Origin of the sequence: Caproicibacterium argilliputei (assembly GCF_029211325.2) — a bacterium.
Taxonomy (GTDB): domain Bacteria; phylum Bacillota; class Clostridia; order Oscillospirales; family Acutalibacteraceae; genus Caproicibacterium; species Caproicibacterium argilliputei.
Genome location: NZ_CP135996.1, coordinates 32,688 through 52,349 on the forward strand (window position 1 = coordinate 32,688; position 19,662 = coordinate 52,349).

Below are 19,662 nucleotides of genomic sequence, written 5' to 3' on the forward strand. Positions count from 1 at the left end.
AGTGTTGCTTAGAAGCCGTTATACTACACGTTCTAATTTGATTGCAAATAAATTTGTTGGAACTAACCGCTTTTTGGCTCTTAAAATTCACATCTTTGTGCGGTTATCCTCTTGATTCTCACTTGCTTTACCTGTAAACTGATAAGCAGCACGAGGCAAGAACAAGCAGAGAAAAGGAGGCAAATCTTATGCCATGGACTCCCAATTTGTCAGTCGGCGTAAAAATGATTGACGACCAGCATAAAATGTGGTTCGAGAAAGCAGAAAAACTGTTTGACGCCGGAAAGAAAAACCAGGCCGCGGAGTATATCGGAGAGCTGCTCAGTTTTCTGGAGGATTATACAAAGAAGCATTTCGCGGATGAGGAAAAGTATATGCTCAGCATTCATTATCCGGAGTATGCCGCACAGAAGCAGGCGCACACCATGTTTATTGGCAGGCTTGCCAAGCTGCGCAGCGATTACAACACATCCGGCGGCAACCTGACGGTGATTCTCAATGCCAACAAGGTTGTGCTGGACTGGCTCACACAGCACATTTCTACGATGGACAAGAAAATCGGGCAGTACGCCAAAACGCTTCAGAAGTAAGCGCAGACGGCGTGTCCGTTCAATCAATAAAAATCTCCCGCAGCACTTGTCATGCTGCGGGAGATTTTTGCTGTCCGGTAGGGGTTAATTGCTGGTTTTTGGGGGCGCCGGCAGCTTCTTTCTGCGCCAACGACCGGTGGTATCCGTCGCGTAAAGGTAACCGCCCAGCAGCACGAAGCTGACCGCTGTAACGGCAACGCCGGGCTTTAAGCCGGGGGTGCTGTACGTAAAGCGGATGGTAGACTCCCCCGCCGGAACTTTCACGGCCATAAAGCCCACGTTCACCTTGACAATCTCTGCGGGAGAACCGTTTACCTCAGCGCTCCAGCCGCTTTCCCACGGTACGCTGAAGAAAATCAGGCGCTCTTTTGCGGAGGTTGCCTTCGCGGTAAAACCGAGGTTGTCTGTAGTGAAGGAGGAGCAGGCAGTTGCCGCGCGCTTTTTGCAGTCCGCAAAGTAGCGGTCTTCCGTATAATTGGTGCTGTCGATTTTGTCAAAATGCGTCAGACCGCCCTCTTTAGCTTTTTGCACATCGGTATCCTCCACAACCAGAGCCTTCAGAAGCGCCAGGCTGCGGTTAGCCTCCGGCAGCAGGTCATACTCTGAGCGGGTGATGTACTGGTCGTAGCTGAAGCCCATGGGAATGAAATACTGGTTCTCATAGATTTTGCTGCCGTTCTGCGTGGTGTAGTAGCTCCAGCCGGGCATACGGGGCTGGTTGGTGCTGGAGTCAATGAACTCCTGTCCGTGGTTAATGGGGTCAAACAGCCAGCGGCAGCTCAGCAGGCTGCGGATGGCATACACGCTGACATCCGGCCGGCTGGCAACGTCACGGGTAACACCGACGGTTGGGTAAAAATCCATAATGGAACCGGGCACAATGCTGTGAAACGCCTGAATGGTCGGGCGCTTCCAGTACATGGGCAGGTTGTCCATGCCGTCATAAACGTCAATGCGGCAGAACTGCTTGCCGTCGCTGGGCAGGTGGATGTCTGCACCGCCGTTGAGCGCATAGGGAATAATTTCGTTGTGGGTGTCGTCACTCTGCGTTTTGCCGGTTGTAATATAAAACAGGCTGTAAATGACGGAAATGAGGGCAACGCCGCCGGTCGCCATGCGCAGGAAAAACTGCTTGTGGTGTTTGTAGTATTTAAACACAATCACCAGCAGCAGCAGGCTGACCAGTGCGATGGAAACGTAAGCCCAGAAGCGGGTTGGGTATTTTTCCAGTCCGTAGGTGGTCACCTTGGTGTTGTCGTCGCTGTTGGTGGTGACGCTGGGCATCAGCCCGATGGAAAGCCCAATTACCAGCGTGATAGCGAGCGTCCAGCGAATCGCGCGGCCCCAGTCCACATCTTCCCGCTGCAGGCTGGTCACGGTGCACAGGCTCATTATGAGGGTCAGCATATAGAACCAGCGCGCGTAGTAGGAGGCGTTAAAAAGTTGAAATGCGCTGTTGAGCACTGGCACGGCTGCCATGACAAAAAGAACGGTAATCAGCGTTTTGTACCAGCGTTTGGTCTTGGCCTGCAGCGCGGCAATGACGCCGCTCATGCTGAACAGCGGCAGCCATGCACCCAGTGATGCCCACTGACTGTTGCTGTCGGGGGTAAAATTGGCGCGCGCCGGCAGATCCGGCGGAAAGAAAAAGCAGCTTAGAATGTGCATATAACGCTGGTTGCTGTCGTACAGCAGGGCGTTCCACCCGTTGCTGGGGTTGTTGATGCGGTTGTTCTGCGTGATGGCAAGCAGTGTCGGCAGCAAAAGCGCAAAGGAACACGCCACGCCCAACACGGCCTCCACCCATAGAAGCGCAAAATCCTTTTTGGTGATTTTTGCGTAGTGCGGTTCTCCGGAAAAAAAGCGAACCAGCCAGTACAGGGCGAGAAACACCACCTGCCCGACAAAGAAATAGTAGTTGACAAAGCAGCACACAAACGTGAAGAACGCGAAGACACCGCGGCGCCGGTGGTACATATATTCATCCATGGCCCATAGCAGCAGCGGGAAAAATACGATGGCTTCGTGAAAGTGGTTGAAGAAGACATTGTAAACGGAAAAACCGGAAAAGGCGTAAAGCATACCGCCCAGCACAGCGAGGTTTCCGGTTTGGCAGTAGCGGCGCAGGTAGATGCAGCCGGTCATGCAGGCGCAGCCGAATTTTAAGATGTACAGCGGCCCCATCAGATACGGCACCGCCGCACTGGGAAACGGAATGGTCAGCCAGAAAAAAGGGCTGCCCAGCAGGTAAAAGGAGTAGGACCCGATGAAGTTGGCGCCCAGGTCGGTGGTCCAGCTCCAGCGCCAGTTGCCGCTGCGGATGGTGTCATGGCACATCTGGTAAAACGGTACCTGCTGAACGTTGAAGTCCCCATAAAACAGGAAATACCCCTTGTCATAAAGCATAAACGGGACAAAAATCACGGCTGCGGTGCCCATTCCCAGCAGCAGTGCACGCAGTGCATAGCGGTGCTTGTCCGGAATTTGCAAGCGTTCCAAGTCGTCGCCTCCTAGAATCTTTTTACAGGATGGTCGTAAATTTATTATAACACATCTGTCCGGCGCGACAACGGATTTCAGAAGATGTTGAAAAAATTATTGCGGTGGAGTAAAATAAAATGGAAATTTCTACACATCCTAAAGGAAGACGGAACCAAACCACCGGCTGCCCGCATACAGAGGCGGGGTTAGAATGTATCCTCTTTTTGCAAAGCTTGCCCGAATGCAGGATATCCGGCGCTGGGGATGGATGCGCAGCGTCCACAGTGAAAATAGCTGTAAGCACAGCGGAAAAACCGCCGTACCTGCGCACGCGCCGGTTAAGGATGCCGGTGAGCTTCTGTGCGGTGCGTATTTTTAAGGAAATTGATGCCAAGCTATCAACTTACACTGGGCGAGCAGCAATAAATTTGTTATGATATTTCTTATGAAGAATATAATTCGAGCCTCCATTTAGTATACTATTACAAATAGAATGAAGAATGCTGTCAGAAACCAAATAAAAAGGGTTGATGTTGTGAAAAAGCAAAAACGGCCGTCTCTGGCGAAAAAATATATTGTTCGAAATGTCTTAATCCTGGTGCTCAGCCTGGTGGTTTTAGTGGCTGGTTCCGGGTGTTTATATGTAGACGGCTTGATGAGCAGCGGCAATTATGTGAAGGACTCTACCATTGTCAGCACACCCATCACGGCAAGCACGATTGACTCCGGCACCAAGTATAACTCCACCGGTGCAAACCAGATCAACGGTTTGATTAAGGATGAGGCGGTCACGAATATCCTGCTTATCGGTGTGGACGACTACCAGAAGGACGACCCCATTGGCCGTTCTGACAGCATGATGGTGATTAGTTTGGATAATCGCCACAAAAAGTTGAAACTGACCTCCTTTATGCGTGACACGTATCTGGCGATTCCGAATAACGGCTCCAACAAGTTGAACGCTGCCTATCACTTCGGCGCTTACGACATGGTGGAAAGCGGCAAAGCCAAGGCGGGCGACATCACAAGCGTGAATGCCGGCGCACAGCTGTGCATTCAGACCATCGAGCTGAACTTCGGCATGGATATTGACCGCTATGTGGTGGTGAAAGACTCTGCGTTTGACAGCGTTGTCGGTATCCTTGGCGGTGTGGATGTCAACCTGACCGCACGCGAGGCAGAGTTTATCAACCGTTACTCCGGTGCGGGCTATAAGCTGAAGGAACAAGACGGTATTCAGCACCTGGATGGTGCGCAGGCGCATTATTACGGCCGGATTCGTGACGACCGCGTCAAAAATGTATATGGTCATATCAATGACGAAGGCCGTGCGGAGCGCCAGCGCGCGGTGGTTACGGCGGTGGTCAATAAATTCAAGAGCAGCAACTTGGGCACCATTTCCAAGCTGGCTTCCGGTGTCCTGCCAAAGGTCATTACAAATTTCAGCCGTGATGAAATTTACGGATTTTTGACACAGGCATTAACCATTATGAATTATCCCATCAAGCAGAACCAGATTCCGGCGGTGGGCAACTACACCACGCCGACCATCAGCATCGGCGGTCAGGCGGCAGATATCGTCCAGATTACCGACAACAAAAAAGTGGTTTCCGATGCACTGACGTTCATTTATGAAAATGACAAGCCGGATGTTTCTAACATCGGTTTGGCGGCAACAGCGAACACAACCACTTCGGCTGACAGCCAGGACGGAGATACGGAAGACGACACCGGAAACGGATAAACAACAAGGGCTGCCGCGGGAGCGTTTCCTGCGGCGGCTTTTCTTTTCAGAAAGGATACCGAAGCCATATGGAACAAACACCGCTTTACACGGCTTTGCGCAGGCATCAGGCGCTGCACAGAGCACCGTTTCACACACCGGGGCACAAGTGCCTGCCGGATGCCCTGCCGCAGGATCTGCTGGCTTTAGACTATACGGAACTGCCGGATACCGACAGCCTTTTCGAGGCGGACGGCGCCATCCTGCAGGCGGAGCAGGCGGCTGCGGCGCTGTTCGGCGCGAAAAGAACGCTGTTTTCCGCAGGCGGCTGTTCCCTGTGTATCCAGACCATGCTGCGATTAGCGTGCCCCCAGGGCGGTCGGGTGCTCTGCGCACGGAACGTGCACCGCTCGGCGGTCAATGCCATGGCACTGCTGGGTTTGGAGCCAATCTGGGTGATGCCGAATGCGGTACAGAATGGGATAAATAATACCGAAAGTATAAATGCCTGCTATGTAACCAGTCCGGATTACTATGGGCGCCTGCAGGATATTCCGGTGCTGGCGCGTCTTTGCAAAAAGCGCGGCATTCCGCTTTTGGTGGACAATGCGCACGGCACGCACCTGGCCTTTACCGAGCCGGATCTGCACCCACTGTATCAGGGTGCCTCCATGACGGCAGACAGCGCGCATAAAACGCTGAATGTTTTGACCGGCGGCGCATGGCTGCAGATTGGCGAGGAACGCTATGTGCAGGGAGCCAAGGCGGCGATGAGTCTGTTTGCTTCCACCAGCCCTTCCTACCCGATTATGGCGAGCCTTGACCTGGCGCGCGCATGGCTTGCGGAGCACCCGCACGCTTTTGTAGAGGTGCAGGCACAGGTGCGCACGTTGGCGGCGCTGGCAAAGAGCCGTGGGATTGCAAACGTCAGCGCGGACCCCGCGCGCCTGTCGCTGCGCACCGCAGATATCGGCCTGACCGGCGCGGCGGCGGCTGAGATTTTCCGTAAAAACGGCGTTGAGCCTGAAATGGCGGACGGCGGATTTGTGGTGTTCCTCTGCACGCCGTGGAATACTCAAGAGGACTATCAAAAACTTTCCGCAGCGATTCTGGCGCTTCCGGTCGGCGCGCCGCTGCCGCCGCGGGCGGAGCTGCCGCCGCTGCCGCCGGTGCGTATGCCACTGCGGCAGGCGGTTTTTGCCCCGTCTGAAACGGTGCCGCTGCGGCAGGCAGTCGGTCGTATTGCGGCGCAGGCTGCCTGTCCCTGCCCACCGGGCGTTCCGGTGGTGATGCCCGGCGAAGAAGTCACCCCGCAGGCTGCGCGGTTCCTTTCCGGGTATGGCTTTTTCTCTTTTGATGTGTTATAATGCAGACAAAGAATAAGCACCTCTTTCGGCCGTGCGAGGCATGTGCATAGCCGGCCGGATTTTTGCATACGCTTCTCCATTGGACTGAATAAAACAGGCGGGAGGAATGGACTTATGAAACTGGTATTTGCGATTGTAGGAAATGACGATGCCCCCATGGTGAACAGCAGCCTGACCAAAGCCGGTTTTCAGGTAACCAAGCTTGCCACAACCGGCGGCTTTCTGAAAGCCGGCAACACTACCTTTATCATCGGTACGGAAGACGATAAGGTGGAAACGGTTCTGGAACTGCTGCGCAAGCAGTGCAGCCGCCGCACGCAGATGATGCCCAGCACAGCGGTAACGGACGGCGCTATGTACGCTTCTTATCCCATTGAGGTTGCGGTCGGCGGCGCAACCGTGTTTGTGCTGGACGTGGACCGCTTTGAGAAACTTTGAAACTGGATTTACCGGAAACGCTGTGTCCGCCCGCCGTACGGGCGGCATTGCTTTCTGTTTATGAGCAGGGGCGCATTCCGCACGCTTTGATTCTGGAGGGCGCACCGGAGCAGACGCTTGCGCTGGCAAAGCACCTTGCACAGGCGGCAGTATGCACATCGCCGGAAGCACATCCCTGCGGGCACTGCTCCGGCTGTGTGAAGGCACAGGCAGGCAGCCACCCGGACATCACGTTTGCCGGTGGCGGAGAAACCGGGCGTTCCTTTCACAAGGAGGAAATTCTGGCGGTGCGCAGCGATACGTTTGTGCGGCCAAACGAAGCGCCGTGCCGCGTGTTTGTTTTGGAAAATGCGCAGAACCTGTCGCCGCAGGCGCAGAATGCACTGCTGAAGGTGCTGGAGGAACCACCGGCGGCAGTGCAGTTCCTGCTGACCTGCGACCGCGCGGCTTCCCTGCTGGCAACGGTGCGCAGCCGGTCACAGATTTACACGCTGCAGGCAGTACAGGAAGAAGCGCAGGATGACCTTGCGCGGCAGATTGCGCTGGCGGTGTGCAGCCTGCGGGAGAGCGGCTTGCTATACCTGACCGCGCCGTTGCTGAAAGACAAACTACGGCTGCGCGCTGTACTGGATCAGCTTGCGGCGTTGTTTCGCGACGCACTGGTTCTGCGGTGCGGTGGGGCGCCCGCCGCGCAAAACCGCGAAATGGCGCAGCGGCTTTCGCAGGTATTGACGCGTACACAGTTGTACCGGCTGACACAGGCCGTGCGCGAAATGCACGCTTATGTGGAGCGCAACGCCAACACTGCGCTGCTGCTGACCGCACTGTGCGCCCGCCTGCGGCAGGAGGCGGGCCGCTGACCGTTCCCTTTGTTCGGAAGCATCGGAAAAGAATCATGATAAAGGAGGCACCATGGCGAAAGTTATCGGAGTTCGATTTAAAAATCTGGGGAAAGTATATTACTTTGACCCGGAAGGGCGTGAGCTGAAAATCGGCGACCATGTCATTGTGGAAACCGCGCGCGGCGTGGAGTGCGGCGAAATCGCCATGCCCAACCGCGAAATTGCGGATGACCACATTGTGCAGCCGCTGCGCTCGATTATCCGCGTTGCAACAGAGGCGGATCTGGACAAGCTGGAGGAAAATTGCCGCCGCGAAATTGACGCATTTGCCATCTGCCAGAAAAAAATCGCAATTCACAAGCTGGAAATGAAACTGGTGGATGTGGAGTATACCTTTGACAACAGCAAAATTCTTTTCTATTTCACGGCGGATGGCCGCGTGGATTTTCGCGAGCTGGTCAAAGACCTCGCCAGCGTGTTCCGTACGCGCATTGAGCTGCGGCAGATTGGCGTGCGCGATGAGGCGAAAATGCTCGGCGGGTTGGGGCTGTGCGGCAGGCCATTCTGCTGCAGCCAGTTTTTGGCGGGCTTTCAGCCAGTGTCCATCAAGATGGCAAAGGAGCAGGGGCTGTCGCTGAATCCGGTGAAAATTTCCGGCACCTGCGGGCGGCTGATGTGCTGCCTCAAGTATGAGCAGGAAGCGTACCAGGATTTGCAGCGGAATACCCCGCCGCAAGGTTCCTATGTCAGCACGCCGGAGGGGCGCGGTACGGTGGTGGGGGTCAGCCTGCTGACCGGTGTGCTGCAGGTGCATCTGGATACTTCCTCGCCGGAGGCCGCTCCCATCAGCTGCAGGGTCAGTCAGGTGAAAGTCCTGCACGGCCCCACAGCCCGCCCGCGGCAAAAGGGAAAGTACCGAAAGGACCGCCCGGAGCCGGAAGCGGCATCTTCGGACGCTTCCGCAGACAGCGGAAATCCCTAAAGAACTGGAATTCTGTGTGTTTCGGCAAATACTGCTTGCATTTCAAGGAAAGTATGATAGAATAATAACGAAAACTAATATTGGAGGTGTGTCAAAATGGCATATCAGATTGGCAGCGAATGTATTTCCTGCGGCGCTTGCGCTGCAGAGTGCCCGGTGAACGCAATTTCTGAGGGCGACGGCAAATATGAAATCAACGAGGATACTTGCATTTCCTGCGGCTCCTGCGCGGGTGTCTGCCCCGTTGGCGCTCCGAAAGAGGCTTAAATTCTAAAAAGCCTGCGGAACAAAGCAAAAAAGAGGACGGCGCGTTTTGGCGTGTCGCCCCCTTTTTTTCTGCTTGCCGCGCAGAAATTGATTACAGAATTGTTGCAAATATTTACTTTTATATCCAAAAGTATAGGATCAAGGTAGATCAATTTTGGGAGCGCGATGGCGCTTGCATGAATTTGAGGATATTTTTTAAGGAGATGAGTAAAAGTATGAAAAGGAAGAAAGTTCGGCTCTCTGTGCTGCTTGCGGCGGGGATTTGCTCCGGTTTGCTGCTGCTTTCTGCCTGCGGCGCACAGGCGGCAGGTTCTTCCGGCACAGGCAGCACCGCGGCCAGTACGTCGGTTTCCGCGAGCAACACCGTGTTTTCGACTGGGTAGATTAAACAGTACAAAGAAATGCAGGGGGATACGGATGCGGGGCACCACACGGGGCGGCTTGACCCAGAGGATGTCGCAAATAAGTTTTTAACGGAAACATTGAAGAAGAACGAACTGGCGGGTACCGGTGATTCCATAAAAAAAGAAACCGTCGGCGATACCCTGAAGATGACCTTTTCCAAAGACGGCAAGCCGGCGGTCACGCTGACGCTTCGCCAGCCGGTGCGCAAGGACAAAACTGGCATTTGGGTGGTCACCGCCTGGACGGACGAGGCGACCGGCGAAACCCACGCGGTTACAAAGTAAAAGGGCGCTGTGAGCAAGCAGAAATTTTGGAGCAGAAAAGGATTTGATAACGGTACGGTTTCTTCCGTACAGGCAGAGGTCAAGGCAAAAGGCAACGGTTCGGGACACGTTCCGGTGCGCCGATATGTTTCTGACGCGAAAGCGAAGTCCTTCGGAGCTTTTCCGAGGGACTTTTTTTGTGGCGACACTGCCTGTATAGAAATCCTTTTCAAATAAGCATTGCATAAAGCCGTCTGGTTCTGTAAACTAGAGAAGAGTATTGTTATAAGAATGGATGGACAGGAGGGAGCGCACAGTGGTTCAGTTGGAACCGTCTGAACGATTGGAGCCGATTGGCGGCGGGCACAGCGTGATTGTTTCGCCGGCGCATACGTTTAATACCGACACAATTCTGCTGGCGCACTATTCCATGCCGAAGCGCGGCGAGCGCTGTGCGGAGTTCGGCACCGGCTGCGGCATGATTTCTCTGCTGTGGTGCTGCCGCAGTGCGCCGCGCGCGGTTTACGCACTGGAAATTCAGCCGCAGGCGTGCGGGCAGGCGCGCCGCGGCGCACAGCAAAACGGTTTTGCGCAGATGCAGGTGCTGGAGTATGACCTGCGCCGTTTGGCGGAGGAACCTGCCAAAGCCCTGCCTCTGCCGCTGGATTTGGACTTGGTGGCGTGCAATCCGCCGTACAAGCCGCTGGGTACCGGTATCCGAAACCCACACGGCAGCAAGGCAGCCGCACGCCACGAAACCGGTTGTACCTTTGCGCAGGTTGCCGCCGCGGCCGCGCGGGTGCTGCGCTGGGGCGGGCGGTTTGTGTGCTGTCTGCGTCCGGAGCGTCTGGCGGAAGCCTGCTGCGTGCTTTCCGCTGCGGGGTTAGAGCCGAAGCGCCTGCGGTTGGTGCAGCACCGTGTGCAAAAGGCACCCTCCTTGTTTCTCTTGGAAGCGCGGCGGGGCGGAAAAACCGGCTTGACGGTGGAGCCGGTGCTGCTGTTGGAAGAGGAAACCGGTGCCTGCACAGCAGAAATGAAAGCCATTTACGGCGAATACGGAGAGGGATACAAATGAGCGGAACATTATATATTGTAGGGACACCCATCGGAAATTTGGGGGATCTTTCCCCCCGTGCGGTGGAGATTTTGCGCAGTGTGGATTTTATTGCGGCGGAGGATACCCGCGTCACGCTGAAATTGCTGACGCATTTCGGTATTAAAAAGCCGCTCATCAGCTATTTTGAGCACAACAAACTGGAACGCGGCGAGGTGGTGCTCTCTCGCGTGGAGGCGGGCGAAAACTGCGCGCAGGTCAGCGATGCCGGTATGCCGGCGATTTCAGACCCCGGCGAGCTGCTGGTGCGGCAGGCGCATGAACGCGGCATTCCGGTGGTGGCGGTGCCGGGACCGAGTGCGGTGGTGACGGCGCTGGCGGTATCCGGCCTGCCGAGCGGACGCTTTACCTTTGAGGGCTTTTTAAGTGTCAACAAAAAAAGCCGCCGCGAACACTTGGAAGAGGTCAAACAGGAACGCCGTACCATGGTTTTTTACGAAGCGCCGCATAAGCTGCTGACGACGCTGACAGATATGCTTGCCGCATGGGGTGATCGGCAGCTTTCGCTGGTGCGGGAGCTGACCAAAATCCATGAGGAGGTGCGCCGCACCACGCTTGCCGAGGCAGTGCAGTATTACACGGAAAATCCGCCGCGCGGCGAATTTGTGCTGGTGATTGCGGGCGCGCCAAAGCCGGAGGAACAGGAAACACCTTTAGAGGATGCCGTGGAACTGGCGCGGTCTTTGGTGGCGGGCGGTTCCTCTGCGTCTTCCGCTGCGCGGGAAGCCGCCGCTGCGACCGGCTGCCGGAAGAACGCAATTTATAAGGAACTGACAGCCGAAGGCAGCGCCCCAAAAAGAAAGCAATGAAATCCACGTATTGACAAATCAAGGTGGTTATTATACACTAACTTCAGGAAGAATTTGCATATCGTGTGGAGGAAATCGCCATGAAAGAAAAAGATAATTTCTGGAAGTACGTCACATTTGTCGTTCTACTTATTGTCCAGTTTTTCACGCCGAAGCTTGCGTGGCTGCTGGTGAGTGACAAAAGTGTGAGCTTTGGCGGAGGTACACTGCAGGTGCAGTTTACGGGTAATGTCGACGCCGCGATGAATATGCTTGCCTACGCAAATGCGATGCAGGCGGTCATTTTCATTCTGCAGATTGTGCTGTTGGTTTCGATTTTGGTGGATCGCTACCGGGACTTCAAAGCGAATCAGGAGCTTAAAGAAAATGAGCAATAAAAAATGATGTACAGCAGGTTTCGCTGTACACCATTTCTCTATTCTTCGTCCAAATCGTCCAAAACAACGTGCCCGACTTTTCGGGTGGCATTCAAGTCAATGACACGTTGGTTGCGGCTGCCGCGGAAGTGCAGGGTTAAGTCACGCTGCGCTTCGATGTACGGCCCGTCAACCAGATAATCCGCTAAGCTTAACAGGCGATTCACCTCTGCATCGTGCTTTTGCAGCAGCTGCTCGTACGTCCAGCCGGAGTAGATGGTTAAGTCCAGCTTGGTTTCCGCCTTCAGACGCACCGCAAGGTCAGCCAATGCTTCCGCTTGGCAGAATGGCTCGCCGCCGGAAAAGGTAACACCCCGCAGCATCGGGTTCTGCTTGATTTTATCGAGCAGAGTGTCAAAGGAAGTGACCGTGCCGCCGTGGAAGTCGTGTGTCTGCGGATTCTGGCAGTTGGGGCAGTTATGCGGACATCCCTGCACAAAGATGGTGTAGCGGATACCGCGGCCGTCCACAATGGACTCCGGCTCCGTGCCGGCTAAACGCAGTTCAGTGCAGGCCATGCTTCACGCGATCCTTTTCCTCGGCTGCCTTCGCGTTGTTCCAGCGATCCATGGTGCCGACCAAGTAACCGGTAATGCGGCGGATACGCTCAAAACCGACGCCCTCGCCAATCATGTTGTTCTTCTCGATAATACGCTCTGTCATGATAATCTCTCCTTTGTATTGATTCTATCTATGTTGTGAAATTTCTTTGTATAGAAGACCAGGATTACCGGCCATCGCAGCCGCAGCCCTCAATGGCAGGCATATGCGGGTACTTCTTGCGCAGTTCATTGAGCCGTTCTATGCTGACCGGCTCGCCCTCGCGGCGGCCGCAGCGCGGGCACACATTGTCAATCACACCGTTGTAGCCGCAGATTGGGTCGCGGTCAACCGGATGGTTCACACTGCCGTAGCCGATGCCGGCTTCCTTCATGCAGCGCACCACCGCTTCAAAAGCGTCCAGATTTTTGCAGGTGTCGCCGTCCAACTCAACATAGGAGATGTGTCCGGCATTGGTCATTGCATGGTACGGCGCTTCGGTGCGGATCTTTTTAAATGCGCTGATGGGGTAGTACACTGGCACATGGAAAGAGTTCGTGTAGTAATCGCGGTCGGTAATGCCGGGCAGAATGCCGTACTTTACTTTGTCGATTTTCACGAACTGTCCGGAAAGCCCCTCAGCAGGTGTGGCAAGCAGGGTAAAGTTCAGGCCGGTTTTTTCGCTTTCGTCATCCATACGTTTGCGCATATGACCGATGATTTCCAAACCGAGTTTTTGGCTTTCTTCGCTTTCCCCGTGGTGCTTGCCAACGAGTGCAACCAGTGTTTCTGCAAGACCGATAAAGCCAACGGAAAGGGTGCCGTGCTTTAAAACCTCCGCGACACTGTCATTCGGGCCAAGCTTTTCTGAGTCAATCCAAACACCCTGCCCCATCAGGAAGGGATAGTTGTAAACCCTTTTGCTGCACTGAATTTTAAAGCGATGCAGCAGCTGCCGGATGCACAGGTCAATGCGTTCGTCCAGAATCTGATAGAACTTTTTCACGTCGTGATGCGCCTCAATGCCGATGCGCGGCAGATTGATGCTGGTAAAACTCAAATTGCCGCGGCCGCAGGTGACCTCTTTGGTGCGGTCGTGTACGTTGCCCATGACGCGGGTACGGCAGCCCATGTAAGCAACTTCACTGTTGTAGCTGCCATCGTAATACTGCAGGTTAAACGGCGCATCAATAAAGCTAAAGTTCGGAAACAGCCGCTTGGCACTGGTTTTCATTGCCAACTTAAACAAATCGTAATTCGGGTCGCCAGGATTGTAATTGACACCCTCTTTGACCTTGAAAATCTGAACGGGAAAAATCGGCGTTTCGCCGTCGCCCAGACCTGCATCCGTAGCTTTCAGCAGGTTGCGCATCACCATGCGTGCCTCGGGGCTGGTGCAGGTGCCGTAGTTAATGCTGGAGAACGGAACCTGTGCGCCGGCGCGGGAATTCATGGTGTTCAAGTTGTGAATCAACGCTTCCATGGCCTGATAGGTGGCTTTGTCGGTTTCTTCCCAGGCAGTGTGTGCCGCAAAGCGGTGTGCGGCGTGCGCCTGCTCTTCTGTAATTTCCTGATAGCCATTTTTGCGCTGATGTGCCGGCAGCAGTGCGACAAGCTTTTGTTCTAGCACATCGCCGTTGTCCATGAAAATGGCGGCCTGCAGTTCGTCGTGCAGGTACGCGGCAAGCGCTTCGGCATCTTTTTCCGACATACCGAGGGCAGCTTCAAAGTACAGCGAAAGCCCTAGTCGGTACATCTTTCGGTAGGTTTTTTTAACGCCCGGCTCCATGGAATAGTCAAAGTTCGGCACAGCCTGTCCGCCGTGCATTTCGTTTTGGTTTGCCTGAATGGCGATGCAGGCAAGCGCCGCGTAGGAGCGGATGTCGTTCGGTTCGCGCAGGGTGCCGTGGCCGGTGCAGAAACCGTTTTTGAACAGCTTGAGCAGGTCTATCTGGCAGCAGGTTTCTGTCAGCATATAAAAATCTTCGTCGTGAATGTGGATGTCGCCGTTCAGATGGGCGGCGGCAATGTCTTTGGGCAGCACATAGTTGTTGATGAAGTATTTGCTGCCCTCGCTGCCGTACTTCAGCATGGTACCCATGGCAGTGTCGGCATCGATATTGGCGTTTTCACGCTTCAGATCCACATCCTTGGCATCGCAAAAGGTCAGTTCCTTGTAAATATTCATCAGGTCACCTTCGGCCTGACGGATTTTGTTGTGCTCTGCGCGGTACAAAATGTAGGCTTTAGCGGTTTTCGCGTAGTCCGCGGCAATCAGCTTGGCCTCTACCACATCCTGCACCTGCTCAACGGTGGGTACTTTCCCTTTTGGCAGAGCAGCGATGATGGTGTCAACCAGTTTCTTTAAATCCATTTCGGTAATTTTTTCATCCTTGACGGATTGGTTTGCTTTGGCGACGGCATTAGAAATTTTCTGCGAATCAAATGCAGCCAATTCCCCGCTGCGCTTACGGATTTGTTTATACATCGTGAGGGTTTCTCCTTGTCTGACGGGCAGCCAAAAGAACTGGCTGCGGGAAGTATTCCGGTGGATGAACCGGGAAAAGCAGCTGTAAGCTTTGCTTTTCCCCTGACGCTGAGCCTATTGTAGCACCGTGCCCATCGATTGTCAAACAAAAAATACCGCATGTAGACATGATGCGGTTTCACATAACTACATATAGTGTATAAGAATCCGACGGTTTTCTAACTGTCAACAGAGTTATCCACCGTTTCCGACACGCGCAGGGCGCGAAATGACGGCGATTCTTCTGGTTTTCCACACTTTTCAACCAGTTATCAACAGGTAGCGGAAACGTATAAAAAAAATATTTAAAAAACACAAGCGGTAGTGTTTTGAAAGCTTCACAGCTGTTTTGCCCAAGTGCACAGCAAAGCGGCAGCTTCCAGTGCGCCGGCGGCTTTTTCTGTCATGTGATATTCCACGCGCGGCGGAATCTGCTGAAACTGCTTGCGCTCGGCCAAACCGGCGGCACAGAGTTCCCGCAGGCTCTGGCTGAGCATCATGTCGGTAATGCCCGCGACACTGCCGCGGATTTCGCTGTAGCGCAAGTCCTTTCCGCTTCCCAGGGCGAAGAGAACCCGCAGCTTCCACTTGCCGCCAACCGCCTCCAGTGCGCGGCAGAGCAGTGCATCCTGTTTTTGTGCGGGGAGCGCTGTGAGCGGCGCGGGGGCGGTGGGCTGTTCCCGCAGGCGTTTTTTGCTTTTCTTTTCTTTGCTTTTATCCTTTTTCAAGGCTGCAATCCCCCTTTCGGCGCTGTTCGGCCTCTGTCTGTGAATAGATGCACCCGCAGTAATTTTGCCGGTACAGGCTGTACTGGCGGGAAAGTGCGATGCTGCGCTGGTAACCGCCGCGTTTTTTAAAGTCTGACGGCAGCCACCGCACGCCAGCCTGCTGCGCAAGTTCCAGCCCGATTTCATTGAGCTTCTGCGCGTTTTTGTGCGGACTGATGGAAAGGGTTGTGGTAAACCAGTCAAAACCGCCTGTTTTTGCGGCGGCAGCTGCTTCGGTTAGGCGCAGTCGGTAGCAGGCAAAGCAGCGCTGCCCGCCCTCCGGCAGGGTTTCCATTCCCTTTGCCATGGCAAAGAAGCGCTCTGGGTCGTAGCGCCCCGCTAAAAAGGAAACCGGCGCCGGCAGCGGCATTTCCTGCAGCAGGCGCTGTACCTCCTGCACACGTTTGCTGTATTCTTCTTTGGATGTAATATTCGGATTGTAGTAAAAGAGGGTAATATCAAAAAAGCGGGACAGATATTCCAGCACATAGCTGCTGCAGGGTGCGCAGCAGGCGTGCAGCAGCAAACGCGGGTGGCAGTTTTCCGTCAGGTTGGTTACTACTTTATCCAGTTCCAGCTGATAATTTTTTTTCATCATGTGGGCTCACCTCCTGTCAGGTTTTATCGCGAAAAAAGCCGCGCGGTTTTTGCGAACGCGCGGCTTTGGTGTTAAAATTTATTCTTTTGCAACGGCGATGCTGAGATCTCGCAGCTGCTTTTCATCCACCACATCCGGTGCGTTGGACATCAGGTCTGCAGAGGAGGAAACCTTCGGGAATGCAACCGTGTCGCGCATATCGTCAATGCCCAGCAGAACCATGACCAGACGTTCCAGCCCCCATGCCATGCCGCCGTGCGGCGGTGCGCCGTACTTCAAGGCGTTCAGCAGGAAGCCGAAGCGGCGTTCGGCGTCTTCCTGCGCAAAGCCGAGTGCTTTCAGCATCCGCGCCTGCAGCTCAGTGTCGTGGATACGAATGCTGCCGCCGCCGGCTTCGTAACCGTTGATGACCATATCGTACGCAATGGAGCGTACTGAACCGGGGTCGCTTTCCAGGCGGTCCAAATCTTCCGGATTCGGCATGGTAAAGGGGTGGTGCATTGCCATCCACCGTCCCTCTTCCTTGCTGTACTCAAACATCGGGAAGTCGGTAATCCACAGCAGGCAGGGTTTGGATTTGTCAATCAGGTCAAAGCGGCGCGCCAGCTCGCAACGCAGTGCGCCCAAAGAAGCGTAAACCACGCTGTTTTCATCACTTGCCACCAGGAACAGCACATCGCCCGGCTGGGCATCCAGCGCGGTGCGGATGGCCTGTACTTCCTCCGGTGCAAGGAATTTCTCGTAGCTGCTGGTTTCCTTGTCCGCCAGACGAGTCCACGCAAGGCCTTTTGCACCGTAGGATTTTACCCATTCACCCAGTTTGTCAATTTCCTTGCGGGAAAGGTCATTTGCCTTGCCTTTGAGGTTAATGCCGCGCACAGAGCCTTCTGCCAGTGCACCGCGGAATACCTTAAATTCGGTATTTTTAACGCAGTCGCTGACATCGTGCAGTTCCATGCCGAAGCGCAGGTCGGGCTTGTCCGAACCGAAGCGGTTCATGGCTTCCTGCCAGGTCATGCGGCGCAGCGGTGTGGGGATGTCCATATTCAGCAGGTCTTTGTAAGCTTTTTTGATGAAGCCTTCACCAATGGCCATGACATCTTCCTGCTCGACAAAACTCATTTCAAAGTCAATCTGGGTAAATTCCGGCTGCCGGTCCGCGCGCAAATCCTCGTCGCGGAAGCAGCGCGCAACCTGCATATAGCGGTCAAAGCCGGAAACCATCAGCAGCTGTTTGTAAAGCTGCGGACTTTGCGGCAGGGCAAAGAATTTTCCGCCGAAAATCCGACTTGGCACCAGGTAATCACGTGCGCCCTCCGGTGTGGATTTGATTAAGTCCGGCGTTTCAATTTCCAAAAAGCCATTGTCGTCAAAGTAGTCATGTGCTGTTTTCACAATGCGGTGGCGGGCAGTGAGGATTCGCTGCATATCCGGACGGCGCAGGTCAAGGTAGCGGTACTTTAAGCGTGTTTCATTGGAAACTTTTGAGTTTTCTTCAATAGCAAAAGGCGGCGTTTCGCTCTTTGCCAGGATGCGCAACTCGGTAACGGCCAATTCAATGTCGCCGGTCGGCAGATCCGGATTCTTGCTAGTACGCTCGCGTACGGTGCCGGTTGCCGCCAGAACGAACTCGCTGCGGCAGGAAAATGCTTTTTGGAACACCTCACGGTCGGTATCCTCATCAAACGCAAGCTGCATAATGCCGCTGCGGTCCCGCAGATCTATGAAAATCAGCTGGCCTAGGTCACGCTGATGCTGTACCCAGCCGCAAAGAGTCAATGTTTTTCCGGCATCGGACAAACGCGGCTCGCCGCAGTAGCAGCTTCGCTTTAGTCCGGTCATAAATTCTGCCATAATGTGCCTCCAAAGAAAAATATAAAAATATGAGAAATGTAAATGAACATAATGGAATGGTCATGCGGTGTGTGCAGTTTTCACATACGCTTGTTTACGCTTCCCTTTCAAACGCTCCACCGGAGCATTTGAGAGGCAGACGACAGCAAACTTTTTCACTCGGGCTTGCAGCCCGAACCTGCTTCTCTTACAAAAGGTCGTGGCGGGCTTCGCCCCCACACCCCCAGTCGCTTTCTGAGAAAGCGACGGAAAGCAACCTGCTCGGAGTGCTGCATTGACGTTGACGCAGACTGTAAAAGAAGCGAAAGCACGCTCCGTGAGCTTCAGCACACCGCCAGCGGGGGCTCCCCGCGTGAGCTTCAGCACACTGCCAGCGGGGGCTCCCCGCCCGCCGCATCCAGGGCGGCAAACTCTGTTGTGAAAGTTTCGCCCAACGAAATTTCTACCTTTTCACCGGTTTCCATGTTTTTGACCTGCGCTTTCCCGGACGAAATTTCATTATCGCCGAGAACCATGCTGAACCGCGCACCAATCTTGTCCGCATATTTCATCTGTGCCTTGAGACCGCGGCCAAGGTCGTCAAATGCCGCCGCAACGCCGCAAGTGCGCAGCGCGCTCGCCAGCGTCAGGCTCTTTAACCGCGCGGCATCGCCAAGGCTGGCAAGGTACAGGTCACATTTTTTCGGTGCGGGGAATTCAATTCCCTGCGCTTCCATCAACAGAAGCAGACGGTCCAGCCCAAGGCCGAATCCAAGCGCCGGCATCGCCGGACCGCCCAGTTCCTGCACAAGACCATCATAGCGTCCGCCGCCACAGACAGTTCCCTGGCTGCCAAGGTCGTTGGTTGTAAACTCAAAAACTGTGCGCGTGTAGTAATCCAGTCCGCGCACAATGCGGTCGTTGACCTGATAAGCAATCTGCAGCGCGTTCAGCGCTTCCTTTACTTTTTCAAAGTGTGCCTTGCAGTCATCGCAGAGATAATCCAGAATGGACGGTGCGTTTTCGCCAATTTTGTGGCAGGTTTCTACCTTGCAGTCCAGCAGCCGCATAGGGTTGCGATCCAGCCGGGAAAGGCAGGTTTCACAAAGCTGGTCTTTATACTGCCCAAAGTATTCCTGCAGAGCCTTGGTGTACGCCGCACGGCAGGTGGGGCAGCCGATGGAGTTCAGTTCCAGTGTCAGATTTTTCACACCGAGCCGGTGGAATACAGAGTCCGCAACGGAAATCACTTCTGCGTCAGCCAGCGGGTCTGCGGAGCCGTACATTTCCACACCAAATTGGTGCAGCTCGCGCAGGCGGCCCTTCTGCACCTTTTCATAGCGGTAACAGCTGGTTTCATACCAGAATTTCTGCGGCAGTGCAGCAGCATAAAGTCCGTGCTCCAACAGGGCGCGGGTTGCACCCGCGGTGCCCTCCGGACGTAGGGAAATGGAACGGTTGCCTTTGTCCAGGAACGTGTACATTTCTTTTTGCACAACGTCCGTGGTGTCGCCTACGCCGCGCTGAAACAACTCGGTATGCTCGAAAACCGGCGTGCGTACTTCGCCGAACCCGTGCAGGGCGGCCTCCTCGCGCAGAACCTGTTCGATTGCCTGCCACTTTTCGCTTTGCCCGGGCAAAATGTCCTGTGTGCCGCGGGGCACCTGTGTAATCAGTTCCATAGTCATTCCCTCCTGTAT

General features: G+C 54.6%; 20 protein-coding genes and 1 pseudogene. 13 read left to right on the forward strand and 8 right to left on the reverse strand.

Features of this window, described 5'->3' with window-relative positions:
• The first annotated feature begins 188 nt into the window (after positions 1-188).
• Complete coding sequence (locus PXC00_RS00135; protein WP_275845880.1) at positions 189-590, forward strand: bacteriohemerythrin; 402 nt, start codon at positions 189-191, stop codon at positions 588-590.
• Between the two features lie 84 nt (positions 591-674).
• Here the strand turns inward: PXC00_RS00135 and PXC00_RS00140 are convergent, their stop codons facing one another.
• The gene (locus PXC00_RS00140; protein WP_275845879.1) at positions 675-3,089 is read right to left on the reverse strand and encodes a YfhO family protein; all 2,415 of its coding nucleotides are present in this window, start codon (positions 3,087-3,089) and stop codon (positions 675-677) included.
• 193 nt (positions 3,090-3,282) lie between these two features.
• Here PXC00_RS00140 and PXC00_RS00145 point away from each other — a divergent pair, with 193 nt between their 5' ends.
• From PXC00_RS00145 to PXC00_RS00200, 12 genes are all read left to right on the forward strand, one after another.
• Positions 3,283-3,450 carry a YfbR-like 5'-deoxynucleotidase gene (locus tag PXC00_RS00145; RefSeq protein ID WP_275845878.1) on the forward strand — a complete coding sequence of 56 codons (168 nt, stop codon included), beginning with the start codon at positions 3,283-3,285 and terminating at the stop codon, positions 3,448-3,450.
• A gap of 156 nt (positions 3,451-3,606) precedes the next feature.
• Positions 3,607-4,815: an LCP family protein gene (locus tag PXC00_RS00150; protein ID WP_275845877.1), complete on the forward strand. Its 1,209-nt coding sequence runs from the start codon at positions 3,607-3,609 to the stop codon at positions 4,813-4,815.
• A 68-nt stretch (positions 4,816-4,883) separates the two neighbouring features.
• Positions 4,884-6,161, forward strand: coding sequence for an aminotransferase class I/II-fold pyridoxal phosphate-dependent enzyme (locus tag PXC00_RS00155; protein WP_275845876.1), 1,278 nt, complete (start codon positions 4,884-4,886; stop codon positions 6,159-6,161).
• A 114-nt stretch (positions 6,162-6,275) separates the two neighbouring features.
• Positions 6,276-6,599, forward strand: coding sequence for a cyclic-di-AMP receptor (locus PXC00_RS00160; RefSeq protein ID WP_275845875.1), 324 nt, complete (start codon positions 6,276-6,278; stop codon positions 6,597-6,599).
• Positions 6,596-7,459, forward strand: coding sequence for a DNA polymerase III subunit (locus PXC00_RS00165; protein ID WP_275845874.1), 864 nt, complete (start codon positions 6,596-6,598; stop codon positions 7,457-7,459). The genes PXC00_RS00160 and PXC00_RS00165 overlap by 4 nt, the downstream gene beginning before the upstream one ends.
• A gap of 52 nt (positions 7,460-7,511) precedes the next feature.
• Complete coding sequence (locus PXC00_RS00170) at positions 7,512-8,423, forward strand: PSP1 domain-containing protein (protein ID WP_275845873.1); 912 nt, start codon at positions 7,512-7,514, stop codon at positions 8,421-8,423.
• Positions 8,424-8,519: 96 nt separating this feature from the next.
• A complete protein-coding gene (locus PXC00_RS00175) occupies positions 8,520-8,690 on the forward strand; it encodes a DUF362 domain-containing protein (RefSeq protein ID WP_275845872.1) in 171 nt (56 codons plus the stop codon).
• Between the two features lie 215 nt (positions 8,691-8,905).
• A complete protein-coding gene (locus PXC00_RS00180; protein WP_275845871.1) occupies positions 8,906-9,073 on the forward strand; it encodes a hypothetical protein in 168 nt (55 codons plus the stop codon).
• 18 nt (positions 9,074-9,091) lie between these two features.
• Positions 9,092-9,379, forward strand: a complete 288-nt coding sequence (locus PXC00_RS00185; RefSeq protein WP_275845870.1) for a hypothetical protein — start codon at positions 9,092-9,094, stop codon at positions 9,377-9,379.
• A 295-nt stretch (positions 9,380-9,674) separates the two neighbouring features.
• Positions 9,675-10,433, forward strand: coding sequence for a tRNA1(Val) (adenine(37)-N6)-methyltransferase (locus tag PXC00_RS00190; RefSeq protein WP_275845868.1), 759 nt, complete (start codon positions 9,675-9,677; stop codon positions 10,431-10,433).
• Positions 10,430-11,281, forward strand: a complete 852-nt coding sequence (rsmI, locus tag PXC00_RS00195; protein WP_275845867.1) for a 16S rRNA (cytidine(1402)-2'-O)-methyltransferase — start codon at positions 10,430-10,432, stop codon at positions 11,279-11,281. Before PXC00_RS00190 ends, rsmI begins: the two co-directional genes overlap by 4 nt.
• An 80-nt stretch (positions 11,282-11,361) precedes the next feature.
• Positions 11,362-11,658 (forward strand): hypothetical protein, encoded by a 297-nt coding sequence (locus PXC00_RS00200; RefSeq protein WP_275845866.1) that lies wholly within the window; start codon positions 11,362-11,364, stop codon positions 11,656-11,658.
• A 38-nt stretch (positions 11,659-11,696) separates the two neighbouring features.
• Here the strand turns inward: PXC00_RS00200 and nrdG are convergent, their stop codons facing one another.
• From nrdG to hisS, 7 genes and pseudogenes are all read right to left on the reverse strand, one after another.
• A complete protein-coding gene (nrdG, locus tag PXC00_RS00205) occupies positions 11,697-12,215 on the reverse strand; it encodes an anaerobic ribonucleoside-triphosphate reductase activating protein (RefSeq protein WP_275845865.1) in 519 nt (172 codons plus the stop codon).
• Positions 12,202-12,321 (reverse strand): annotated as a pseudogene (gene nrdD, locus PXC00_RS00210) (anaerobic ribonucleoside-triphosphate reductase); the annotation flags it as partial. The pseudogene nrdD and the gene nrdG, both read right to left, overlap by 14 nt.
• Before the next feature lie 103 nt (positions 12,322-12,424).
• On the reverse strand, positions 12,425-14,725 hold the full coding sequence (locus PXC00_RS00215; RefSeq protein WP_275845863.1) for an anaerobic ribonucleoside triphosphate reductase: 2,301 nt from the start codon (positions 14,723-14,725) through the stop codon (positions 12,425-12,427).
• Positions 14,726-15,102: 377 nt separating this feature from the next.
• Positions 15,103-15,492, reverse strand: coding sequence for a winged helix-turn-helix transcriptional regulator (locus PXC00_RS00220; protein ID WP_275845862.1), 390 nt, complete (start codon positions 15,490-15,492; stop codon positions 15,103-15,105).
• Positions 15,479-16,129, reverse strand: coding sequence for an epoxyqueuosine reductase QueH (locus PXC00_RS00225; RefSeq protein WP_275845861.1), 651 nt, complete (start codon positions 16,127-16,129; stop codon positions 15,479-15,481). Before PXC00_RS00225 ends, PXC00_RS00220 begins: the two co-directional genes overlap by 14 nt.
• 78 nt (positions 16,130-16,207) lie before the next feature.
• Entirely contained in the window at positions 16,208-17,983 is a 1,776-nt protein-coding gene (gene aspS, locus PXC00_RS00230) for an aspartate--tRNA ligase (RefSeq protein ID WP_275845860.1), read from the reverse strand.
• Positions 17,984-18,342: 359 nt separating this feature from the next.
• Positions 18,343-19,644, reverse strand: coding sequence for a histidine--tRNA ligase (gene hisS / locus PXC00_RS00235; protein ID WP_275845859.1), 1,302 nt, complete (start codon positions 19,642-19,644; stop codon positions 18,343-18,345).
• Positions 19,645-19,662 lie beyond the last annotated feature (18 nt).